This is a genomic window from Streptomyces sp. NPDC058157, assembly GCF_042884105.1.
Taxonomy (GTDB): Bacteria; Actinomycetota; Actinomycetes; order Streptomycetales; family Streptomycetaceae; genus Streptomyces.
This window is the reverse complement of record NZ_JBHVUQ010000064.1, coordinates 22,725-40,151: the sequence shown is the minus strand read 5'-3', so window position 1 is coordinate 40,151 and position 17,427 is coordinate 22,725. Positions and strand designations below refer to the sequence as shown.

Genomic DNA, 17,427 nt, shown 5'->3' with positions numbered 1-17,427 from the left:
GGCCAGGGCGGCGGCCCCGAGGGCTCCGGCCTCGCGGGCGGCGGCGCGACCCAGTCCGCCCACGGGGCGGGCGGCCCCCGCAACTCCAACTACGGCGCCCCCGGAGGCGCGGGCAGCGACATCGACCAGTACACCAGCCTGCCCAACCCCGGCAGCGGCGGCACCGGCGGCAACGGCGGGGCCGGCGGCCCCGGCGGCGGCGGGGGAGGCGGCGGGTACTTCGCCGGCGGCGGAGGCTCCGGCGGCGGCAACCCGGGCAACCTGTCCGGGGCCGGCGGCGGCGGGGGCAGCAGCTACGCGGCGCCCTCCGCCACGGCCGTCACCCTCGCGCAGGGCGTCCGCCGGGGCAACGGTGCGGCCGTCGTGTCCTTCCGGTACGGGGCCTCGGTGAGCGTGGCCGTGGACGACGCGACCCCGCTGTTCGGGCGGCCCGTCACCCTCACCGCCACCGTCGCCCCCGCGAACCCGGCCGCGGGCACCCCGAGCGGCGAGGTCACCTTCTTCGACGGGACCACCCCGCTGGGCACCGCCACCCTCGACGGCGGCCGCGCCAGCCTGCGCACCGGCACCCTCCAGCCCACCGGCCACACCTTCACCGCCCGCTACTCCGGGGACGGGGCCTTCACCCCCGCCGCGACGGGCGGCCCCACCGAGGTCACCGTCGGCTTCAGCGGCCCCTGCCTCACCACCGCCCACCAGGGCCCGCTGACCGTCGCCGCCGGAGAGGCCGTCTGCGTCGGCGCCGGCGGCAGCCAGAACGGCCCCGTCACCGTCCGGCCCGGCGGCGCCCTCGCCGTGACCGGCGCCCGGCTCACCGGCCCGGTCTCCGCCGACGGGGCCCTCGCCCTGACGATCTGCCACTCCGAACTCACCGGCCCGGTCACCGTCCAGCGCTCCACCGGCCCGGTGGTCGTCGGCTCGGACCGCGAGGGCGCGGCCTGCGCCGGCAACACCCTGCGGGGGCCGCTCACGGTCGACGCCGACACCGGCGGGGTCGAGGTGTCGGCCAACGGCGTGACCGGCGCCGTCCGCATCACCGGCAACAGCGGGACCGGACCGCTCCCCGAGGCCTTGGCGCCCGCGTTCCGTGCCAACCGGGTCACCGGCCCGCTGCGCTGCGAGGACAACGCCCCGGACCTGCTCCAGACCGGCACCACCGCGACCGGCCCGCGCACGGGCCAGTGCCGTCCGACGGACTGACCCCGGCCGCGTCCGCCCCGCCCCTGCCGGCCCGGACCGGCGGGGGCGGGGTCGTCCCCCCGCCCCCCTTCCCTATTCCTGTAACGGGTTCTACTCTGACCGCCGCCGTTCGCAGCGACCGGCTGGACCGCGAGGATCCCGGAGGGGCCGTGCACCTCGAATACACGCCCGAGCAGCAGCAGTTGCGCGCCGAACTGCGTGCCTACTTCGCCGAGCTCGTCCCGCAGGACGTCTACGCCCGCTACGAGGACCCGGCCGCGCAGAAGCGCTTCTACCGCGAGACCATCCGCCGCCTCGGCGCGGACGGCTGGCTCGGCGTCGGCTGGCCGAAGGAGTACGGCGGGCGCGGCATGTCACCCATGGACCAGTTCATCTTCTTCGACGAGGCCGCGCAGGCCGTCGTCCCGCTCCCGCTGATGGCGCTCAACACGGTCGGGCCGACCCTGATGCAGTTCGGCACCGACGAGCAGAAGGCGTACTTCCTCCCCCGGATCCTCTCCGGCGAGATCGACTTCGCCATCGGCTACAGCGAGCCCGGCGCCGGCACCGACCTCGCCGCCCTGACCTGCAAGGCCGTCCGGGAGGGAGACGAGGAGACCGGCACCTACGTGGTCAACGGCCAGAAGATCTGGACCACCAACGGGGACACCGCCGACTGGGTCTGGCTCGCGGTCCGCACCGATCCGGACGCCCCGGCGCACAAGGGCATCACGATGCTCCTGGTCCCGACCTCCGACCCCGGCTACTCCTGCACCCTGATCAACACCCTCGCCTCGCACGACACCACCGCCAGCTACTACGAGGACATCCGGGTCCCGGCGAGCCGCCGCGTCGGCCAGGAGAACAAGGGCTGGCGCCTGATCACCAACCAGCTCAACCACGAGCGCGTCACCCTCGCCGCCCACGGCACGATGGCCATCCGCGCCCTCCACGACGTCCAGCGCTGGGCGGCGGAGACCAAGCTCGCCGACGGCCGCCGCGTCATCGACCTGCCCTGGGTACGGGCCCGCCTGGCCCGCACCCACGCCAGGCTGGACGCGATGAAGCTCCTCAACTGGCAGATGGTGAACGCCGTCCAGTCCGGCACCCTCACCCCCCAGGACGCCTCCGCCGTCAAGGTCTACGGCTCCGAGGCCCGCCGGGACGCGTACGCCTGGCTGATGGAGGTCGTCGGCGCGGCGGGCGCCCTGAAGGACGGCTCGGCGGGCGCGGTTCTCCACGGCGAACTCGAACGCGGCTACCGCAGCGCCGTGATCTTCACCTTCGGCGGCGGCAACAACGAGATCCAGCGCGAGATCATCTCCTGGATCGGCCTGGGCATGCCGAGGGTCCGCCGCTGACCTGTTACTTCTGCTTCGGGAGGGGTTCCAGGACCACGGCGCCGGGGAGGGCGGCGGCCATGTCGTGGGCGTAGACGCCGGGCCGCACCCAGATGAACCAGTTGCCGGCGGCGACGATGGTGTGCCCGTACACGCGGCGCCCCGTAGCGATCGAATCACCGACTTCGTCCCGGCTGTAGCGGGCCGTACTCAGCACGGAGATCTCGTTCGTGACGGTCGTCTGACGGTGCTGCACCTCGCAAGTGGCGTCCGAGCCGAACTTGTTCTCGTTGCGCAGGACCACCCTGCAGTCGAAGCCGCCCTTCCCGAGGGCGCTGATCACGTCATCGACCGACGTGTACACAGGGCCGGTCGGCACCTGGCTCGGCATCGGTGTCCGGGGGCGTGGCCCCCGGTCTCCGCCGACGAGACCACAGCCGCCCAGCGCGAGCAGCAGGGCCAGCAGCAGGAACGGATTCCTTCTATGCATGGGTCAGTTGCTCCTCGGCGGCTGCGGGGCCGGCCCCGGGCCGGGGGAGGGGGTGCCGGGTTCCGCGGGACCGGTTCCCACGCCCATGTGCGGCCCACCGTAGATCGGATCGACGGAGAGGTGGTGTCCGGCGGGGGTCTGGGACTCCAGCTGGCGTATGGCGGTGGCTCGCTCCTCGTCCGTGAACGCGTACCAGCTCATCGCGTCGTCAAGGTGGGGCTCCACCTTGTCCCAGTTCCGGCCCCGGGTCCTGATGTCGCCGCCACGGTTGTCCGATTCGTCGCCGTACTGCTCGTTCAGTTCTCGGACCCCCGGAGTGTCGGCCGCGTAGAGGGTGAAGAGTTGCTTGTCGGTCCTCGCCCCGTAGGGGTTCTCATGCAGGTTCTTGAGGTGGTAGGCACTCATCCGGATGTTCTCGTCGGGATTCTCCTCGATGTATTTGGTCAGTTCCGCGTCTCCGAGATCACCGAGGAAGGTGCCGTCCGGCAGGGTGAAGGCCCTCTGGTTCCGATGCATCACGTCCCGCGCCGTGTCCGGCTTCATGTGCGTGATGCCGAGGGACTTGTCCGGCTTGACGGTCTGCTGCAGCGTCCAGTCGAAGACCCGGCCGGTCACCGGCAACGGCCCCGTCAGGCTCGGGCTGAAGTTCTGGTACCACTGCTGTTCCTGCCACAGGATCGCCAGCAGCAGCTTCCGGCTGATGCCCGTCTCGGCCGCGGCCCGGTTGACCGCCGCGAACTGCGCCGGGGAGACGTTGACCGGATGCAGGCCGTCGATGCCGCCCGACAGGGCCAGGGCGACGGCGAGCGGGGAACCCGGAGTCAGGGCCTCCCTGGCGAGCTTCGGGTCCGAGATCGCGGTCAGGCCCTCGACGGTGCGCAGGGCGCGGGCCGCTTCCGTGTCGGCCTGGGTCGCCTGGCGGAGGGCCTCGACGATGATCCCCTGTGCGTGGTTCGCCGGTTCGAGGTGCTCCGTACTGCCCGGAGGCACCATCACCGGCTGGGTCAGCTGGACCCGGCCGCTGTCGTCGACCTTCAGGTCGTGCGAGCGGGCGTAGTCCAGGGCGCTGTTCAGGTCCCGCTGCGCCGCCGTGATCACCTCCGCCAGGTCGTCGTAGACCTTGGCCATCGCGCGCAGGGCCAGCGCGGAGGTCTCGTAGTCGTCGGCGTGCTTCACGAAGCGTTCCGTGGCGGCGCGGCCCGATTCGCCGACCCAGCAGCGGTTCACCGTGCGGGCGACGTCCTCGCGGGCGTAGGTGGCCAGGCCGTCGCACTGCTTGGCCACGGCCACCGCGTCGTCGGCCGCGGCGCGCCACTTGCCCGGGTCGGCCTGCCTCAGCTCGGGTACGGAGACCATCAGACGTCCTCCAGCACGCCGCCGGCCGCGCGCAGCGAGGCGCCGATCGCCTGGTCCTGGCCGGTGAGGGCGTTCGCCCCCTCGGTCAGGGCGTCGGCCGCGCCGTCGACCAGGTCAGCGAGCTCCCGGAGCCTGCGCTGCCAGGCGCCCACGCAGTCGTCGCTGGCCGGTCCGGCCGCCCAGCCGGCGTGGACGCGGCCCACGGCCTCGGCGTCGTCGAGGGTGGACTTGCCCCGGGCGTGGGCGTTCGCCGTACGGATGCCGGACGCCTTGCGGTGGACGCGGTCGTCGACGAGGCCGAGGTCGGCGTCTCCGGCGTGCGGGGACGCGGAGGGGCTCGGCTGGGGAGTGGGTGCGGGCTGCGGTCCGGCCGACGCGAGGCGCATGGCCGCCTCCCCCTTCGCCCGGGCCCACTCCGCTTCGAATTCGAACGTCATTTCCCCAGCCTCGCACACCGGACTGACGTCGCCGGAGGGTTCTGTGACAGGGCGTCAATTCGTCGGGCGGGCGGTCGGCCGGGTGGGAGCCGTGGTCCCGGGTCGTTCGCGGCGGGCATCCCTGGCAGGGGCGGACCGGTGGTGGTTCCATGGAAGGGCGGAAAGAGTCCTTTACGAGGATGCGGAGGAGCGGTCCCCGTGCCGCGCACCGCACAATCGGGATCCGCGAGAAGTGGACGGACTCTTTCCGCCCTGCCCCGCCCCGCCCCGTGCCGGGCTCCATCATCAAGGGCGCGTCAAGGATCGGTGAACGAACGGAAGGAACGCGTCAAGGGTGTCAGGGGGACGTCCGGGGCGGCATGAGACTGGAGGGGCGACGGAGCGCGGAATGGCAGTTCCGCGGCGCACGGCCGACGGCGGGGCATGCACCCCGTGCGAGGGCGCGGAATCCGGCCCGTGGGGGGACCGGAACGAGGCGACCGAGCGGCCCGGCACCCGTCGCACGTCACAAGGGCCGTCCGGCTCCGGTGTGGGGATACCGGGACCGGGCGGCTCACGTGCGTCCGGGGACCGCAACGGCCCCGCGGGCGTCCCCGGTGAGGGGGCCCGCGGGGCCGGTGTGCGGGGGGAGGCCGCCTCAGACGCCGACGTCCCGGCTGCGGAAGTCCTCCAGGGTCTCCCGCCTGACCAGCACCCGGGCCGCGCCCTCGTGGACGGCGACCACGGGCGGCCGGCCGACCATGTTGTAGCCGGAGGCCATGGACAGCTGGTAGGCGCCGGCGACGGGTACGGCCAGCAGGTCGCCCGGGCGGACGTCCCGCGGCAGTTCGGTGTCGGAGGCCAGGACGTCGCCGGCCTCGCAGTGCCGGCCGACGACGGTCGCCGTCGCGGAGCCCGCCGGGGAGTGCCGGCCCACCAGCCGGGGCGCGTAGCGCACCCCGTACAGGGCGGGCCGCGGGTTGTCGCTCATCCCGCCGTCCACGGCCACGAACAGCTTCCCGCCGGAGCGTTTGACGGCGAGCACCCGGTACAGGGCGACCCCCGCCGGTCCGGCGATCGCCCGCCCGGGCTCCACGGTCAGCCGGGGCACGGGCAGGCCGGCTGCCGTGCAGCGGTCCACCAGGGCGGTGCGCAGCTCCCGGGCCAGGGCGGTGAGGTCCAGCGCCGACTCACCGGGCCGGTAGGCGACGCCGTGGCCGCCGCCCAGGTCCAGCTCGGGCAGCACGGCGCCGTGCGCCTCGTGCACGGCGGCCATCAGCTCCACCATGCGGCCCAGTGCCACCAGGTACGCGTCGACCGCGGTGATCTGGGAGCCGATGTGGCAGTGCAGCCCGGCGAGTTCGAGCCGGGGCTGGTCCAGGATCCGGGCCACGGCCGCCTGGGCGCTCCCGTCGCCGGCGGACAGCCCGAACTTCTGGCCCTCCGTACCGGTACGGATCTTCTCGTGGCCGCCCGCCGCCACGCCCGGCACCACCCGCACCAGCACCCGCTGGCGCCCCCCGGGGGCCACGGCCGCCACGATCCGGGCGATCTCGGAGGTGCTGTCGATCACGATCCGGCCCACCCCGAGCCGCAGCGCGGAGGAGATGTCCCGGGGTGACTTGGCGTTGCCGTGCAGCACGATGCGTTCGGGCGGGAATCCCGAGGTGACGGCCAGTTCCAGTTCCCCGGCGGAGCACACGTCCAGGCCCAGCCCCTCCTCGCACACCCACCGCGCCATCGCGCGGGAGAGGAACGCCTTGGCGGCGTAGAGCACCTCGGCGTCGGGGAAGGCGTCCCGGTAGGTACGGCAGCGGCCGCGCACCTCGCCCTCGTCCAGGACGTAGACGGGGGTGTCGAACCGCTGGGCGACCTCCGCCAGCGACACCCCGCCGACGGCCAGGCCGCCGTCCGGGAGCCGGGCCGTGGAGGCGGGCCACACACCGAGGTCGTCGGCGTCCGCCGCGACCTCGGAGAGTACGTCGACGGTCATGACGGTCCCGGCCCCTTCACGCGGTCCGGGCGGACGTCCCGGGGGCCACGGCCCCGGCCCCGCGCACACCTGCGCCCGCGACCGTTCCTGTGTCCGCGACCGCGACCGTGGCCGGTACCGCGCCCGCCGCCCGCGTCGGGGCGGCCGCCGGGGCCGTCAGGGTCGGGTCGACGGTCAGCGAGGCCACCCCCAGCGGCTCGGCCAGCGCGCGCAGCGCCGCCTCCGAGAGCCGGATCCACGGGTGCCCCGCGCCGAGCACGGCGGCGAGCCGCTCCGCACGGGTGAAGCCGACGGCGGTACGCGCGCCCAGCGGGGTGCGGAAGAGGCGCACCGCCACCTCCCCGGTACCCGGCCGGACCGGGACGTACAGGGGTCCGGCCGGGACGCGTTCCTCGGGCTCGGGGTCGTCTTCGTAGGTGAACAGGCACATGGGGTCCTCCAGGGGATCCACGTATGACGGACGGGCAGGGTGCCCCGGGCTGCGGGGAGGCGGTCCGGGGCGCGCCACCGAAGCTATCCCCGGGCCGGGCCGCCCGCCGACGGCCCCTGACGGGACCTTGACGCCGGCCGGCCCGGTCCTGACGGACCGCTGACACCCGTCGCCCGCGTCCGCCCGCGCCAGGGCCCCGCGCCGTCCGCCGCGCCCGCCCCCGTTCGTGCCGCCCGCCCGCCGCCGCCCGGCGGTTTCGCGCCGCGCCGGGCCGGGGACGGTCGGACCCGCGCCCGGCTGGGTAGGCTCCCCGCGGGAGGCGGGCGATGAGCGGAACCCCGTACGAGGACGCCGACCCGGGACTGTACGGACCCGGGTCCGTCACCTGGCAGTGCCACGGCGACCCGGTCATGTGGATCGCCGGGGTCCGCGCGCTCTACCTCCAGGCCCTCCACCCGCGCGCCGTCCGCGGGGTGATGGAGAACTCCGCCTTCGCCGAGGACGCCTGGGGCCGGCTGCTGCGCACCGCCGACTTCGTCGGCACCCTCACCTACGGCACCACGGAGGCCGCCGAGCGGGCCGGAGCCCATGTGCGCGCCATCCACCGCCGGCTGTCCGCCACCGACCCCGACACGGGCGAACGGTTCCCGGTCGACGACCCCGAACTCCTCCTGTGGGTGCACTGCGCCCAGATCGACAGCTTCCTGCACGTACTGCGCCGGTCCGGCGTCCCCCTCACCGCCGCCCAGGCCGACCGCTACGTGGACGAGAACCGCGTGGGTGCCCGCCTCGTCGGCCTCGACCCGGCCGTCGCGCCCGCCGGAACCGCGCAGCTGGCCGCGTACTTCGAGGGGGTCCGCCCCCGGCTCGCCGCCGGGACCGACGCCCGGGCCGTGGACGACTTCCTGCGCTCCCCGCCCGTCTCGCCGCTGCTGGTACCTGGCCGAAACCTGCTGTGGCGACCGCTCGCCGGACTCGCCTACGGCTCCCTCCCCGGCTGGGCGCACCAGCTGTACGGCCGCCCCGCACCACCCTCACTCACGGTCACCCGGCGCCTGCGTCTCACGGGCCGCGTGCTGCGCACCATTCCCGCAGGTCTACGCTGGCAGCTGCCTCCAGGTCACATCTTGAGAGCGATGCGCCGACTGGGCCCCGGGAGCCGCCCCTCCGCGTACACACTGCGTAAGTCAGCGGCCATACTGGACCGGCCGGGGAGGGCGCGATACGACGACGGGCACGATGACGGGGGCGGCTTCAAGACATGGCGGAGTCCAGACTGATCCAGGGCCGGTACCGGTCACTCGATCTGATCGGGCGCGGCGGCATGGGCGAGGTGTGGCGCGCCCGTGACGAATCGCTGGGCCGGCAGGTCGCCGTGAAGTGCCTCAAGCCCGTCGGCGCCGAACAGGACGCCCACTTCACGCAGGTGCTGCGCGAAAGGTTCCGGCGCGAGGCGCGCGTCGCCGCCTCCCTCCAGCACCGGGGCGTCACCGTCGTGCACGACTTCGGCGACGACAGCGCCGCCGGCGGTCCCCTCTACCTGGTCATGGAACTCCTCGACGGCCGCAACCTGAGCCAGCTGATGGAGGAGAACGAGGCGCGCCCGCTCCCCGTCGACGTGGTCCTCGACATCGCCGAGCAGATGGCCGCCGCCCTCGGCTACACCCATGACCAGGGCGTCGTCCACCGGGACCTGAAACCGGCCAACATCATGCGGCTGACGGACGGCACGGTGAAGATCTGCGACTTCGGCATCGCCCGCCTGGCCGCCGACATCGGCTTCACCGCGAAGCTCACCGGCGGCGGGATGGCCATGGGCACCCCGCACTACATGTCGCCCGAGCAGATCGCGGGCGGCGAGGTCGACCACCGCAGCGACCTGTACTCCCTGGGCTGCGTCCTGTACGAGATCGCCACCGGGGCCCCGCCGTTCGACGTGGGCGACTCCTGGTCCGTGCTGGTAGGCCACCGCGACACCGCGCCCGTGCCGCCCCGCGACCACCGGCCCGAGCTGCCCGAGTACTTCGAGCGGATCGTGCTGGACCTGCTGGCCAAGTGCCCCGAGGACCGGCCCGGAGACGCCCGCCACCTGCACCGGCGGCTGGTCGACGCCCGCTTCGGCCCGGGTGGGGCGGGCCGTGTCCAGGCCCCGCTGCCGGCGTGGGCCGAGGGGATGACCGCCGGGCGGAAGGCCGGCATCGACGCCCGCCCGGCCAGCGGGGAGTGGGCCGTCCTCACCGGCTCCTGGACGGCGCCCCGCCGCCCCACGGGCGACCACCCCGTGCCACCGCCCGGCCTCCCGGCCCCCGCCGGGCACCTGCCACCGCCTGACCGCACCGCGGGGGCGGACGGCGCGTCGGCGTCCGGTGGCCTTGCCGGGTCGGGTGGCTATGCCGTGTCCGGTGGTCTTGCCGGGTCGGGTGGTTATGCCATGTCCGGCGGTCCTTCCGGGGCCGGTGCTTATGACGTGTCCGATGTGCCTTCCGGGTCCGTCGAGGACGCTGTGTCCGGCGGTCTCTCCGGGGCGGGTGGTCTTTCCGGGTCCGGTGGGCGCGCCGTGCCCGGCAGCCGTTCCGGGTCCGGCGACTCCGCCGTTCCGGGCGGCCACGCCGCTTCCGGTGGGCACGCCGTGTCCGGTGGTTTCCCCGTGGCTGACGGCCCCGCCGGTTCAGGCGGCCACCCCGCTTCGGGCCGTGGCCCCGCTTCCGGCGGTGGCCCCGCCTCTGTCGGCTACCCCGTGTCCGGTGGCCACCCCGTGTCCGGCAGCGGCCCGGCTTCTGGGAGCAACCTCGCCTCCGGCGGTCACCTCGCCTCCGGCGGTCACTCCGTGTCCGGTGGCTCCGCCGCGTCCGGCAGCGGCCCCGCTTCCGGTGGCTACCCCGTCTCCGGTGGCCATGCCGCCCCCGGCAGGCACCCCGCGTCCGGTGCCGGGTACCCCGGGGGCGGGGGTGGGCAGGGGGGGAACGGTCCCGTTCCGGGGTCGGTGAGCGCGCCCGCGTCCGGTACGGCGTCCCTGCCCCTGTCCGGCCACCCCGCCGGGTCCGCGGCCGTCCCGGGGCCGTCCGGGTCCGGCGACGCCGCGTACCCCGCCCTGCCCGGCCCGGCCGGCGCCGCCTCCGTGCCGGGGGCCGGCCCGACGGCGTACCCGGCGCCCGGGCCGTCCGGCCACGGCACCGCCTCCGGGAACGGCTTCGGCGCGGCCCCCGGGCCGGGCCTCGCCGTCGTCCCCGGGCCGGACCCGCTCGGCGGGCCCGGACACGGCGGGTACCCCTTCGGCGCCGGGGCCTCGGGCGAGCAGCGGATCCTGCGGCCCGCCCCCGCCGAGGACCCCCGCCTCACCGGTACCCACGGGCCGGTCGGCACCCACGCCCCGACCGACCCGGGCCGGCCCGACTCCCTCGACGCCGGGCACATCCGCGCCTTCGCCCTCAGCCGGGCCGGCCGCCCGGAGGAGGCGCTCGCCGTGTACGCCGCCGTGGCGGAGGGCCGCGCCCGCGTGCTGGGCCCCGACCACGCCGACACGCTGGCCGCCCACCAGGAGGAGGCGTACGAGCTCGGGCGCCTCGGCCGCCACGGAGAGGCCTACGAGAGGTACCGCACGGTGCTCGCCGCCCGGATCCGCACCGCGGGCCCGCTCCACCCCGACACCCTGCGCTGCCGCCACAACCTGGCCTGCGCCCTCGGCGCCCTCGGCCGGCACGCCGAGGCCCACGAGGCGGCCGCCGCGGTGGCGGCCGACCGCACCGCCGTGCTCGGCCCCGAGCACGTCGACACCCTCCTGACCCGCTACGAGGTCGGCTACGCCCTCGGCCGCCTCGGCCGCTGGAACGAGGCGCTGAGCGTGTTCCGCCAGGTCGCCGCCGCCCGCGAGCGCGTCCTCGGCCGGGACCACCCCGACGCCCTCGCCGCCCGCTACGAGACCGGCATCGCCCTCGGCCGCACGGGCCGCGCCGCCGAGGCCCTCGACCTGTTCCGGTCCCTGGTCCGCGACCGCACCCGGGCCTACGGCGCGGCCGACCCGGAGACCCTGCGGGCGCGGCACGTCCTCGGCGTCAACCTGGGCCGCCTCGACCGCTGGGAGGAGGCGGTGGCCGAGGCCCGCGAGGTGGGTGCGGCCCGTGCCAAGGCGCTGGGCGCGGAGCACCCGGACACCCTCGTCAGCCGCCGCGAACTGGCCGTCGGCCTCGGCCGGCTCGGCCGCTGGGACCAGGCGCTGCCCGTCTACCGGGAGCTGTCCGGGATCCGCGAGCGCTCCCTCGGCGACGAGCACCCGGACACCGTGCTCGCCCACGCCGACGAGGCGCACTGTCTGGAGCGGCTGGGCCAGGTGTGTTACCAAGAGCCATGACCGCTGACGCAGGCTCCACGGGATTCGCGCACGACGTGTACGACGCGGTGATCGTCGGAGGCGGCCACAACGGCCTCGTCGCCGCCGCCTACCTGGCCCGCGCGGGCCGATCCGTCCTGGTCCTGGAACGGCTCGGGCACACCGGCGGCGCCGCCGTCTCCACCCGGCCCTTCGCCGGGGTCGACGCCCGGCTCTCGCGCTACTCGTACCTCGTGTCCCTGCTCCCCGGGAAGATCGTCCGGGATCTCGGGCTGCGGTTCCGGGTGCGCCGGCGCACGGTCTCCTCGTACACGCCCTACGCACGCGACGGCCGCCCCGGCGGGCTCCTCGTCGGCGGCGGGGAGGCCCGGACGCGGGAGTCCTTCGCCCGGCTCACCGGCTCCGACCGGGAGTACGAGGCCTGGCGCGCCTTCTACGCCACCACCGGCCGCCTCGCCGAACGGGTCTTCCCCACCCTCACCGAACCGCTGCCCACCCGTGCGGAACTGAGGGCCCGGATCGACGACGAGCAGGCCTGGCGGATGCTGTTCGAGGAGCCCCTCGGGCGGGCGGTGGAGGAGCGCTTCGCCGACGACCTGGTCCGGGGCGTGGTCCTCACCGACGCCCTGATCGGCACGTTCGCCGACGCCCACGACCTGTCCCTCGCGCAGAACCGCTGCTTCCTCTACCACGTCATCGGCGGCGGCACCGGCGACTGGGACGTGCCCGTCGGCGGCATGGGCGCGTTGACGGACGCGCTGGCCGACGCCGCCCGCGCGGGCGGCGCGGAGATCGCCACCGGGCACGAGGTGCTGCGGATCCACACCGACGGCACCGCCCCGGCCGAGGTCACCTTCCGGACGCCGCACGGCGAGGGGACCGTCGTCGGGCGCGCCGTCCTGGTCAACGCCTCCCCGAAGGCGCTGGCCGAACTCCTCGGGGAGGCCCCGGACCCCGTCCTGCGGGCCCCGGAGGGCGCCCAGTTCAAGGTCAACATGCTGCTGCGCCGGCTGCCCCGGCTGCGCGACGCCTCGGTGGACCCCCGCGAGGCCTTCTCCGGCACCTTCCACATCGCCGAGGGCTACGAACAGCTCCGGCGCGCCCACGCCGAGGCCGCCGCCGGTGAGCTCCCGTCCGCACCGCCCTCGGAGATCTACTGCCACTCGCTGACCGACCCCACGATCCTCGGGCCGGAACCGACGCAGCAGGGCTGCCAGACGCTCACCCTCTTCGGACTGCACACGCCGGCCCGGCTGTTCGAGAAGGACAACCGGCAGACCCGGGAGGTCCTGCTGACCGCCACCCTGGCCCAGCTCGACGCCCACCTCGCCGAACCGCTCACCGACTGCCTGGCCTTCGACGCCGACGGCCGGCCCTGCATCGAGGCGAAGACCCCGCTGGACCTGGAGCAGGAACTGCGCCTCCCCGGCGGGCACATCTTCCACCGCGACCTGTCCTGGCCGTACGGGGAGCGGGGCCGGTGGGGCGTGGAGACCGAGCATCCGAACGTGCTGCTGTGCGGGGCGGGAGCGGCCCGCGGCGGCGGGGTCAGCGGGATCCCGGGCCACAACGCGGCGATGGCCCTCCTGGACCGCTGACCCCGGCGGCCGGTCGCCGTCAGTTCGGCCGGACCGGTTCGATGACCACGATCGGGATCGCCCGGTCCGTCTTGGTCTGGTACTCGTCGTAGTCGGGCCATTCGCCGACCATGACGGGCCAGTACGCGCCGTGTTCCTCGGCGGTCGCCGTCCGCGCGGTGCCCTGCATGACCTCGGGGCCGACCTGGATGCGGACCTCGGGGTGGGCCGTCAGGTTCCGGTACCACAGCGGGTGCTCGGGGGAGCCGCCCTTCGAGGCGACCAGGAGGTAGCGGCCGTCGGCCTCCCCGTAGATCAGGGGGGTCCGTACGGGGTTGCCCGAAACGCGGCCCACGGTGGTGAGCAGCAGGGTGCGGGTGCCCCGCCACTCGTGCCCCTCGGCGCCGTTCGAGTCCACGTACTGCCGCAGGTGGTCCAGTTGCCAGCTGCCCGGCTTGGGGTCGGAGGGGTGGTCCCAGTCGATGGCGCTCGTCATGTCGTTCTCCCTGAGTTCGTTCGTATGAACGGTCGACATCCCCGACAACGAGACTCAACGCCCCCGGGCACGGCGCGCATTCCGTTCCGCGCCCGTCCGGCCGCTATCCGGCGCGCTCCGGCAGGGCGAAGCCGTCGAACAGGTCGTCCAGGGCGCGCAGCGAGGCCGCGGCGGGGAGGGCGCGGAAGGCGAGGTCGCGGGCCGCGACGGCCAGCGGGTGCCGCAGGGCGGCGACCCGGCCGGCCCGGCGGGCGCGGACCCGGACGGCGTCGGTCCGGGCGAGCCGGGCCCGGGTGTATGCGGCCAGGGCGGCCGGCACGTCGGGGCGGGTGAGGAGGTGGGCCAGCACGACGGCGTCCTCGACGGCCTGGCAGCCGCCCTGCCCGAGGTTGGGGGTCATGGCGTGCGCGGCGTCGCCGATCCAGGCGATGCGGCCGTCGTGCAGCCGGGGGAGCGGAGCGGCGAGGTCGTACAGGTCGTGCTGGAGCACCTGCGCCGGGTCGATCCGTTCCAGCAGGGCGGGGACCGGATGGTGCCAGGCGCCGAAGCGGCGCAGGAGTTCGGTGCGGACGTCGGCGGGCCGGTACCCCTCGGGGACGACGGCCGTGGCGTACGCGTACAGGCCGCCGCCGGCGAGGGGGACCGTTCCGAAGCGCTCGCCGCGCCCCCAGGTCTCGGCGGCCGGTATGCCCGCGGGCGCGGCCCCGGCGGGCAGCACGGCGCGCCAGGCGGTCTCGCCGGAGTAGTGCAGCCCGGGGTGGCGGGGGAAGTGGCGGCGGCGCAGCGGGCTGTGGATGCCGTCGGCGGCGACGACGGCGTCGGCGGTGAGGTCCCCGGCGGCGGTGCGGACCACGGCGTGCCCGTCGGCCTCGTCCACGGCGGTGACGGCGGCCCCGTACCGCAGGGCGCCCTCGGGGAGCTCGGCGGCCAGCGCGGCGGTCAGCGCCGACCGGTGCAGGGCGAGCGGGGTCCGGCCGAAGCGGGCGGCCAGGGCGGCGGGGTCGGCCCGGTTGAGCCAGCCGCCGCCGGGGCGGCGCAGACCCATCGCCATCGCGGGGGCGCCTCCCGTGCCGGAGGTGGGGTCGAAGCCGATGGCGTCGAAGGCGCGCAGGGCGTTGGGGGCGAGGACGATGCCCGCGCCGACGGCGGTGGGCCCGTCGGCCCGCTCGCACACGGTGACCTTCCATCCCTGACGGCTCAGGGCCAGGGCGGCGGTGAGACCGCCGATCCCGGCTCCGGCGACGACGGCATGGCGCTGGCGTACGGACATGGCACGGCCTCCTGCTTCGGGCCTCTACATCCGTAGAGGGCTCGCCGCTCACTCTACAGCTGTAGAGTGGTGCCATGTCCACCGAGGAACCCCCCGCCGCTTCCACCCCCACCCCCACCCCCACGTCCGCCCCCGCCCCGGACCGCCGGACGCTGATCGCGGACACGGCCATCGCCCTCGTCGCCTCCTCCGGCCTGCGCGGCCTCACGCACCGCGCCGTCGACGGCGCCGCCGGGCTCCCGGCGGGCAGCACCTCGTACTACTTCCGCACCCGGACCGCCCTGATCGCCGCCTGCTACCGCCGCCTGGCCGAACTGAACGTCTCCGAAGGCCCGTTGGAGCTGCCGACCGACCGCGACACCGCCGCCCGCGCCTTCGGCGCACTCCTGCACCACTGGCTGACGGCGGGCCGCGCACGCCAACTGGCCCGCTTCGAGCTGAGCCTGGAGGCCGCGCGGAACCCGGAACTGGAGCCGGACCTGAGGCAGGCGGGCCTCGCCGTGCGGGCCCGGGCGGCCGCGGTCCTGGCGGCGCTGGGCGCGCCGGACCCGCAGGAGAGCGCCGAGCTGCTGGCCGCCTGGACGGACGGCCTGCTCTACGACCGCCTCGCCGGCGCCCTCGCCCACGCCCGCCCCGCCCCGGACCCGGCCGAACTCACCGCCACCGTCCGCCGGATGCTCGATGCGGTCCTGGACTCCTCCGTCTAGGATCCCGGTCATGATCGCCGAACTGCAGTGCGTGGTCCTGGACTGCCCCGACGCCCTGGAACTGGCCCGGTTCTACGGGGCGTTGCTGGGCGGCGAGGTCAACCGCCCGGACCGCCGCTGGACCTGTGACGACCACTGGGCCACCCTCCACACCCCCACGGGCGCGGTCCTCGCCTTCCAGCGGGTCACCGACCACCGCCCCCCGCGCTGGCCCGACCCCGCCCACCCCCAGCAGGCCCACCTGGACCTCGCCGTCCCGGACCTCGACGCCGCCGAACACGAGGTCCTCACCCTGGGCGCCACCCTCCTCGACGCCACCCCCGACGCCCAGGGCTGGCGCGTCTACGCCGACCCGGCGGGCCACCCGTTCTGCCTGATCCGCGAATCCGCCTGAGCCGTCCGTTGGACGTTCCGCCGAAGCCGGCCGGCCTCCCTGGTCGGGACCGCGCATTGCCCGGGCCGGGGGCGGGGGGCTTGGCTGGGCAAGATCAACGGGGAGGGGCAGGCGCATGGCTTCGATGCTCGACGGGTGTACGCCCTGGCCGGAGGAGTTCGTCGATTATTACTGGGCGGCCGGCCATTGGCAGGGCAACACCCTGGACAACCTGCTGCGCGGCTGGGCCCTCCAGTACGGGCCGCGCACCGCGCTCGTGCACGGCGCCACCCGGCTCACGTACGCCCAGCTGAACCGGCGCGTGGACCGGATGGCCGCCGGGTTCCGGGGGCGGGGGCTGCGGCCCGGGATGCGGGTGGTCGTCCAGCTGCCGAACGTGCCCGAGTTCCACGTCGTCGCCTTCGCCCTGATGCGGGCCGGGTTGGTCCCCGTGTTCTGCCCGCTCTCCTGCCGTGAGCCCGAGGTGCCCGAGCTCGTGCGGCTCACCCAGGCCGTCGGCTACGTCGGCCCCGCCACCCACGAGGGCTTCGACCACACGGGGATGGCCGCCCGGATCGCGGCCGAGTGGCCCTTCCTGCGGCGGGTGTTCACCTACGAGACGCCCGGTACGGAGTCCCCGTACGGCGGCCTCACCACCGACCCGTCCAACTGCCAGTACGCCCCCCTGGCCTCCCTCGACGCCCCGCCGTACCCGGCGCTCCCGCTCGACGCCGGCCGGGTGGCGTTCCTGCTGCCCTCGGGGACCGGCGGGCTCGTGCCGCGGACCCACAACGACTACGCCCACCAGGTGACGGCCGCCGCGGAGCTGCTCGGGCTCACCGAGGAGGACGTCTACCTCGCCGCCCTGCCCGCCGACGCCGACCTCGCCCTCGGCGGCCCCGGGGCCCTCGGCGCGTTCTCGGCCGGCGGCACCGTGGTCCTGACCGACACCCCGGACCCCGCCGACTGCCTCCCGGCCCTGGCCCGGGAACGGGCGACCGTCGCCGCCCTCACCCAGGACACCGCCCGGCGCTGGCTCGACGCCGATCCGGCGCAGGCTGCCGGGCTGCGCCTCGTCCAGCTCTCCGGGGCGCCGCCGGACCGGACCGTCGCGGAACGGCTCGGCACGGCCCTGGGCTGCCAGGTCCAGCAGGTCTTCGGCCTGCCGGAGGGCCTCCTCACCCTCACCCGCCCGTCCGACCCGGCGGCCCCCGCCCTCGCCACCCACGGCCGCCTCCTCTCCCCGGACGACCAGGCCCGCCTGGTCGACCCCGCGGGCGCCCCGGTCCCCGACGGCACGACGGGCGAACTCCTCACCCGGGGCCCGCACACGGTCCGCGGCTACTACCACGCCCCGGAGCGCGACACCCGCTCCTTCACCCCCGACGGCTACCTCCGCACCGCCCACCTCGCCCACCGCACCCCGGACGGCGCCCTGGTGGTGACGGGCCGCCGGGACGACGGGGACTAGGT

15 protein-coding genes are annotated in these 17,427 nt (G+C 75.4%); 8 read left to right on the top strand and 7 right to left on the bottom strand.

Features of this window, described 5'->3' with window-relative positions:
• A partial coding sequence (locus ACFVXK_RS18305) for an Ig-like domain-containing protein (protein WP_389612866.1) occupies positions 1-1,200 on the top strand: 1,200 nt, incomplete at its 5' end.
• A gap of 149 nt (positions 1,201-1,349) precedes the next feature.
• On the top strand, positions 1,350-2,540 hold the full coding sequence (locus ACFVXK_RS18300) for an acyl-CoA dehydrogenase family protein (RefSeq protein ID WP_389612864.1): 1,191 nt from the start codon (positions 1,350-1,352) through the stop codon (positions 2,538-2,540).
• Between the two features lie 4 nt (positions 2,541-2,544).
• On the opposite strand, the gene ACFVXK_RS18295 is transcribed toward ACFVXK_RS18300, so the two are convergent.
• From ACFVXK_RS18295 to ACFVXK_RS18275, 5 genes are all read right to left on the bottom strand, one after another.
• Entirely contained in the window at positions 2,545-3,009 is a 465-nt protein-coding gene (locus ACFVXK_RS18295; RefSeq protein WP_389612862.1) for a hypothetical protein, read from the bottom strand.
• A 3-nt stretch (positions 3,010-3,012) separates the two neighbouring features.
• Positions 3,013-4,365, bottom strand: a complete 1,353-nt coding sequence (locus ACFVXK_RS18290) for a hypothetical protein (RefSeq protein WP_389612860.1) — start codon at positions 4,363-4,365, stop codon at positions 3,013-3,015.
• Positions 4,365-4,802, bottom strand: a complete 438-nt coding sequence (locus tag ACFVXK_RS18285; RefSeq protein WP_389612858.1) for a hypothetical protein — start codon at positions 4,800-4,802, stop codon at positions 4,365-4,367. Before ACFVXK_RS18285 ends, ACFVXK_RS18290 begins: the two co-directional genes overlap by 1 nt.
• 637 nt (positions 4,803-5,439) lie before the next feature.
• Entirely contained in the window at positions 5,440-6,774 is a 1,335-nt protein-coding gene (gene lysA, locus ACFVXK_RS18280; protein WP_389612856.1) for a diaminopimelate decarboxylase, read from the bottom strand.
• 16 nt (positions 6,775-6,790) lie between these two features.
• On the bottom strand, positions 6,791-7,204 hold the full coding sequence (locus ACFVXK_RS18275; protein WP_389612854.1) for an SAV_915 family protein: 414 nt from the start codon (positions 7,202-7,204) through the stop codon (positions 6,791-6,793).
• A gap of 326 nt (positions 7,205-7,530) precedes the next feature.
• Here ACFVXK_RS18275 and ACFVXK_RS18270 point away from each other — a divergent pair, with 326 nt between their 5' ends.
• From ACFVXK_RS18270 to ACFVXK_RS18260, 3 genes are read left to right on the top strand one after another with little or no spacing between them, the layout of a single operon-like run.
• Positions 7,531-8,484 carry an oxygenase MpaB family protein gene (locus ACFVXK_RS18270; RefSeq protein ID WP_389612852.1) on the top strand — a complete coding sequence of 318 codons (954 nt, stop codon included), beginning with the start codon at positions 7,531-7,533 and terminating at the stop codon, positions 8,482-8,484.
• Positions 8,466-11,552 carry a tetratricopeptide repeat protein gene (locus tag ACFVXK_RS18265; protein ID WP_389612850.1) on the top strand — a complete coding sequence of 1,029 codons (3,087 nt, stop codon included), beginning with the start codon at positions 8,466-8,468 and terminating at the stop codon, positions 11,550-11,552. The genes ACFVXK_RS18270 and ACFVXK_RS18265 overlap by 19 nt, the downstream gene beginning before the upstream one ends.
• Positions 11,549-13,129, top strand: a complete 1,581-nt coding sequence (locus tag ACFVXK_RS18260; RefSeq protein ID WP_389612848.1) for a phytoene desaturase family protein — start codon at positions 11,549-11,551, stop codon at positions 13,127-13,129. The genes ACFVXK_RS18265 and ACFVXK_RS18260 overlap by 4 nt, the downstream gene beginning before the upstream one ends.
• A 19-nt stretch (positions 13,130-13,148) precedes the next feature.
• Here the strand turns inward: ACFVXK_RS18260 and ACFVXK_RS18255 are convergent, their stop codons facing one another.
• Complete coding sequence (locus tag ACFVXK_RS18255) at positions 13,149-13,604, bottom strand: nitroreductase family deazaflavin-dependent oxidoreductase (protein ID WP_389612846.1); 456 nt, start codon at positions 13,602-13,604, stop codon at positions 13,149-13,151.
• 103 nt (positions 13,605-13,707) lie between these two features.
• Positions 13,708-14,874 carry an FAD-dependent monooxygenase gene (locus ACFVXK_RS18250; RefSeq protein ID WP_389612844.1) on the bottom strand — a complete coding sequence of 389 codons (1,167 nt, stop codon included), beginning with the start codon at positions 14,872-14,874 and terminating at the stop codon, positions 13,708-13,710.
• Between the two features lie 74 nt (positions 14,875-14,948).
• On the opposite strand from ACFVXK_RS18250, the gene ACFVXK_RS18245 reads away from it, so the two are divergent.
• The 3 genes from ACFVXK_RS18245 to ACFVXK_RS18235 all read left to right on the top strand — a co-directional run bounded on the left by ACFVXK_RS18245 (position 14,949) and on the right by ACFVXK_RS18235 (position 17,425).
• The gene (locus ACFVXK_RS18245) at positions 14,949-15,581 is read left to right on the top strand and encodes a TetR/AcrR family transcriptional regulator (RefSeq protein ID WP_389612842.1); all 633 of its coding nucleotides are present in this window, start codon (positions 14,949-14,951) and stop codon (positions 15,579-15,581) included.
• 10 nt (positions 15,582-15,591) lie between these two features.
• Positions 15,592-15,975 (top strand): VOC family protein, encoded by a 384-nt coding sequence (locus ACFVXK_RS18240; RefSeq protein ID WP_389612840.1) that lies wholly within the window; start codon positions 15,592-15,594, stop codon positions 15,973-15,975.
• A gap of 115 nt (positions 15,976-16,090) precedes the next feature.
• Positions 16,091-17,425 carry an AMP-binding protein gene (locus ACFVXK_RS18235; RefSeq protein ID WP_389612838.1) on the top strand — a complete coding sequence of 445 codons (1,335 nt, stop codon included), beginning with the start codon at positions 16,091-16,093 and terminating at the stop codon, positions 17,423-17,425.
• The last annotated feature ends 2 nt before the right edge of the window (positions 17,426-17,427 follow it).

What these genes read in the sequence shown, in the direction of transcription:
- ACFVXK_RS18285 (WP_389612858.1), bottom strand. Translation starts at nt 4,802, where the DNA reads ATGACGTTCGAATTCGAAGCGGAGTGGGCCCGGGCGAAGGGGGAGGCG.
- ACFVXK_RS18265 (WP_389612850.1), top strand. Translation starts at nt 8,466, where the DNA reads ATGGCGGAGTCCAGACTGATCCAGGGCCGGTACCGGTCACTCGATCTG.
- ACFVXK_RS18240 (WP_389612840.1), top strand. Translation starts at nt 15,592, where the DNA reads ATGATCGCCGAACTGCAGTGCGTGGTCCTGGACTGCCCCGACGCCCTG.
- ACFVXK_RS18295 (WP_389612862.1), bottom strand. Translation starts at nt 3,009, where the DNA reads ATGCATAGAAGGAATCCGTTCCTGCTGCTGGCCCTGCTGCTCGCGCTG.
- lysA (WP_389612856.1), bottom strand. Translation starts at nt 6,774, where the DNA reads ATGACCGTCGACGTACTCTCCGAGGTCGCGGCGGACGCCGACGACCTC.
- ACFVXK_RS18270 (WP_389612852.1), top strand. Translation starts at nt 7,531, where the DNA reads ATGAGCGGAACCCCGTACGAGGACGCCGACCCGGGACTGTACGGACCC.
- ACFVXK_RS18245 (WP_389612842.1), top strand. Translation starts at nt 14,949, where the DNA reads ATGTCCACCGAGGAACCCCCCGCCGCTTCCACCCCCACCCCCACCCCC.
- ACFVXK_RS18250 (WP_389612844.1), bottom strand. Translation starts at nt 14,874, where the DNA reads ATGTCCGTACGCCAGCGCCATGCCGTCGTCGCCGGAGCCGGGATCGGC.
- ACFVXK_RS18235 (WP_389612838.1), top strand. Translation starts at nt 16,091, where the DNA reads ATGGCTTCGATGCTCGACGGGTGTACGCCCTGGCCGGAGGAGTTCGTC.
- ACFVXK_RS18275 (WP_389612854.1), bottom strand. Translation starts at nt 7,204, where the DNA reads ATGTGCCTGTTCACCTACGAAGACGACCCCGAGCCCGAGGAACGCGTC.
- ACFVXK_RS18290 (WP_389612860.1), bottom strand. Translation starts at nt 4,365, where the DNA reads ATGGTCTCCGTACCCGAGCTGAGGCAGGCCGACCCGGGCAAGTGGCGC.
- ACFVXK_RS18255 (WP_389612846.1), bottom strand. Translation starts at nt 13,604, where the DNA reads ATGACGAGCGCCATCGACTGGGACCACCCCTCCGACCCCAAGCCGGGC.
- ACFVXK_RS18260 (WP_389612848.1), top strand. Translation starts at nt 11,549, where the DNA reads ATGACCGCTGACGCAGGCTCCACGGGATTCGCGCACGACGTGTACGAC.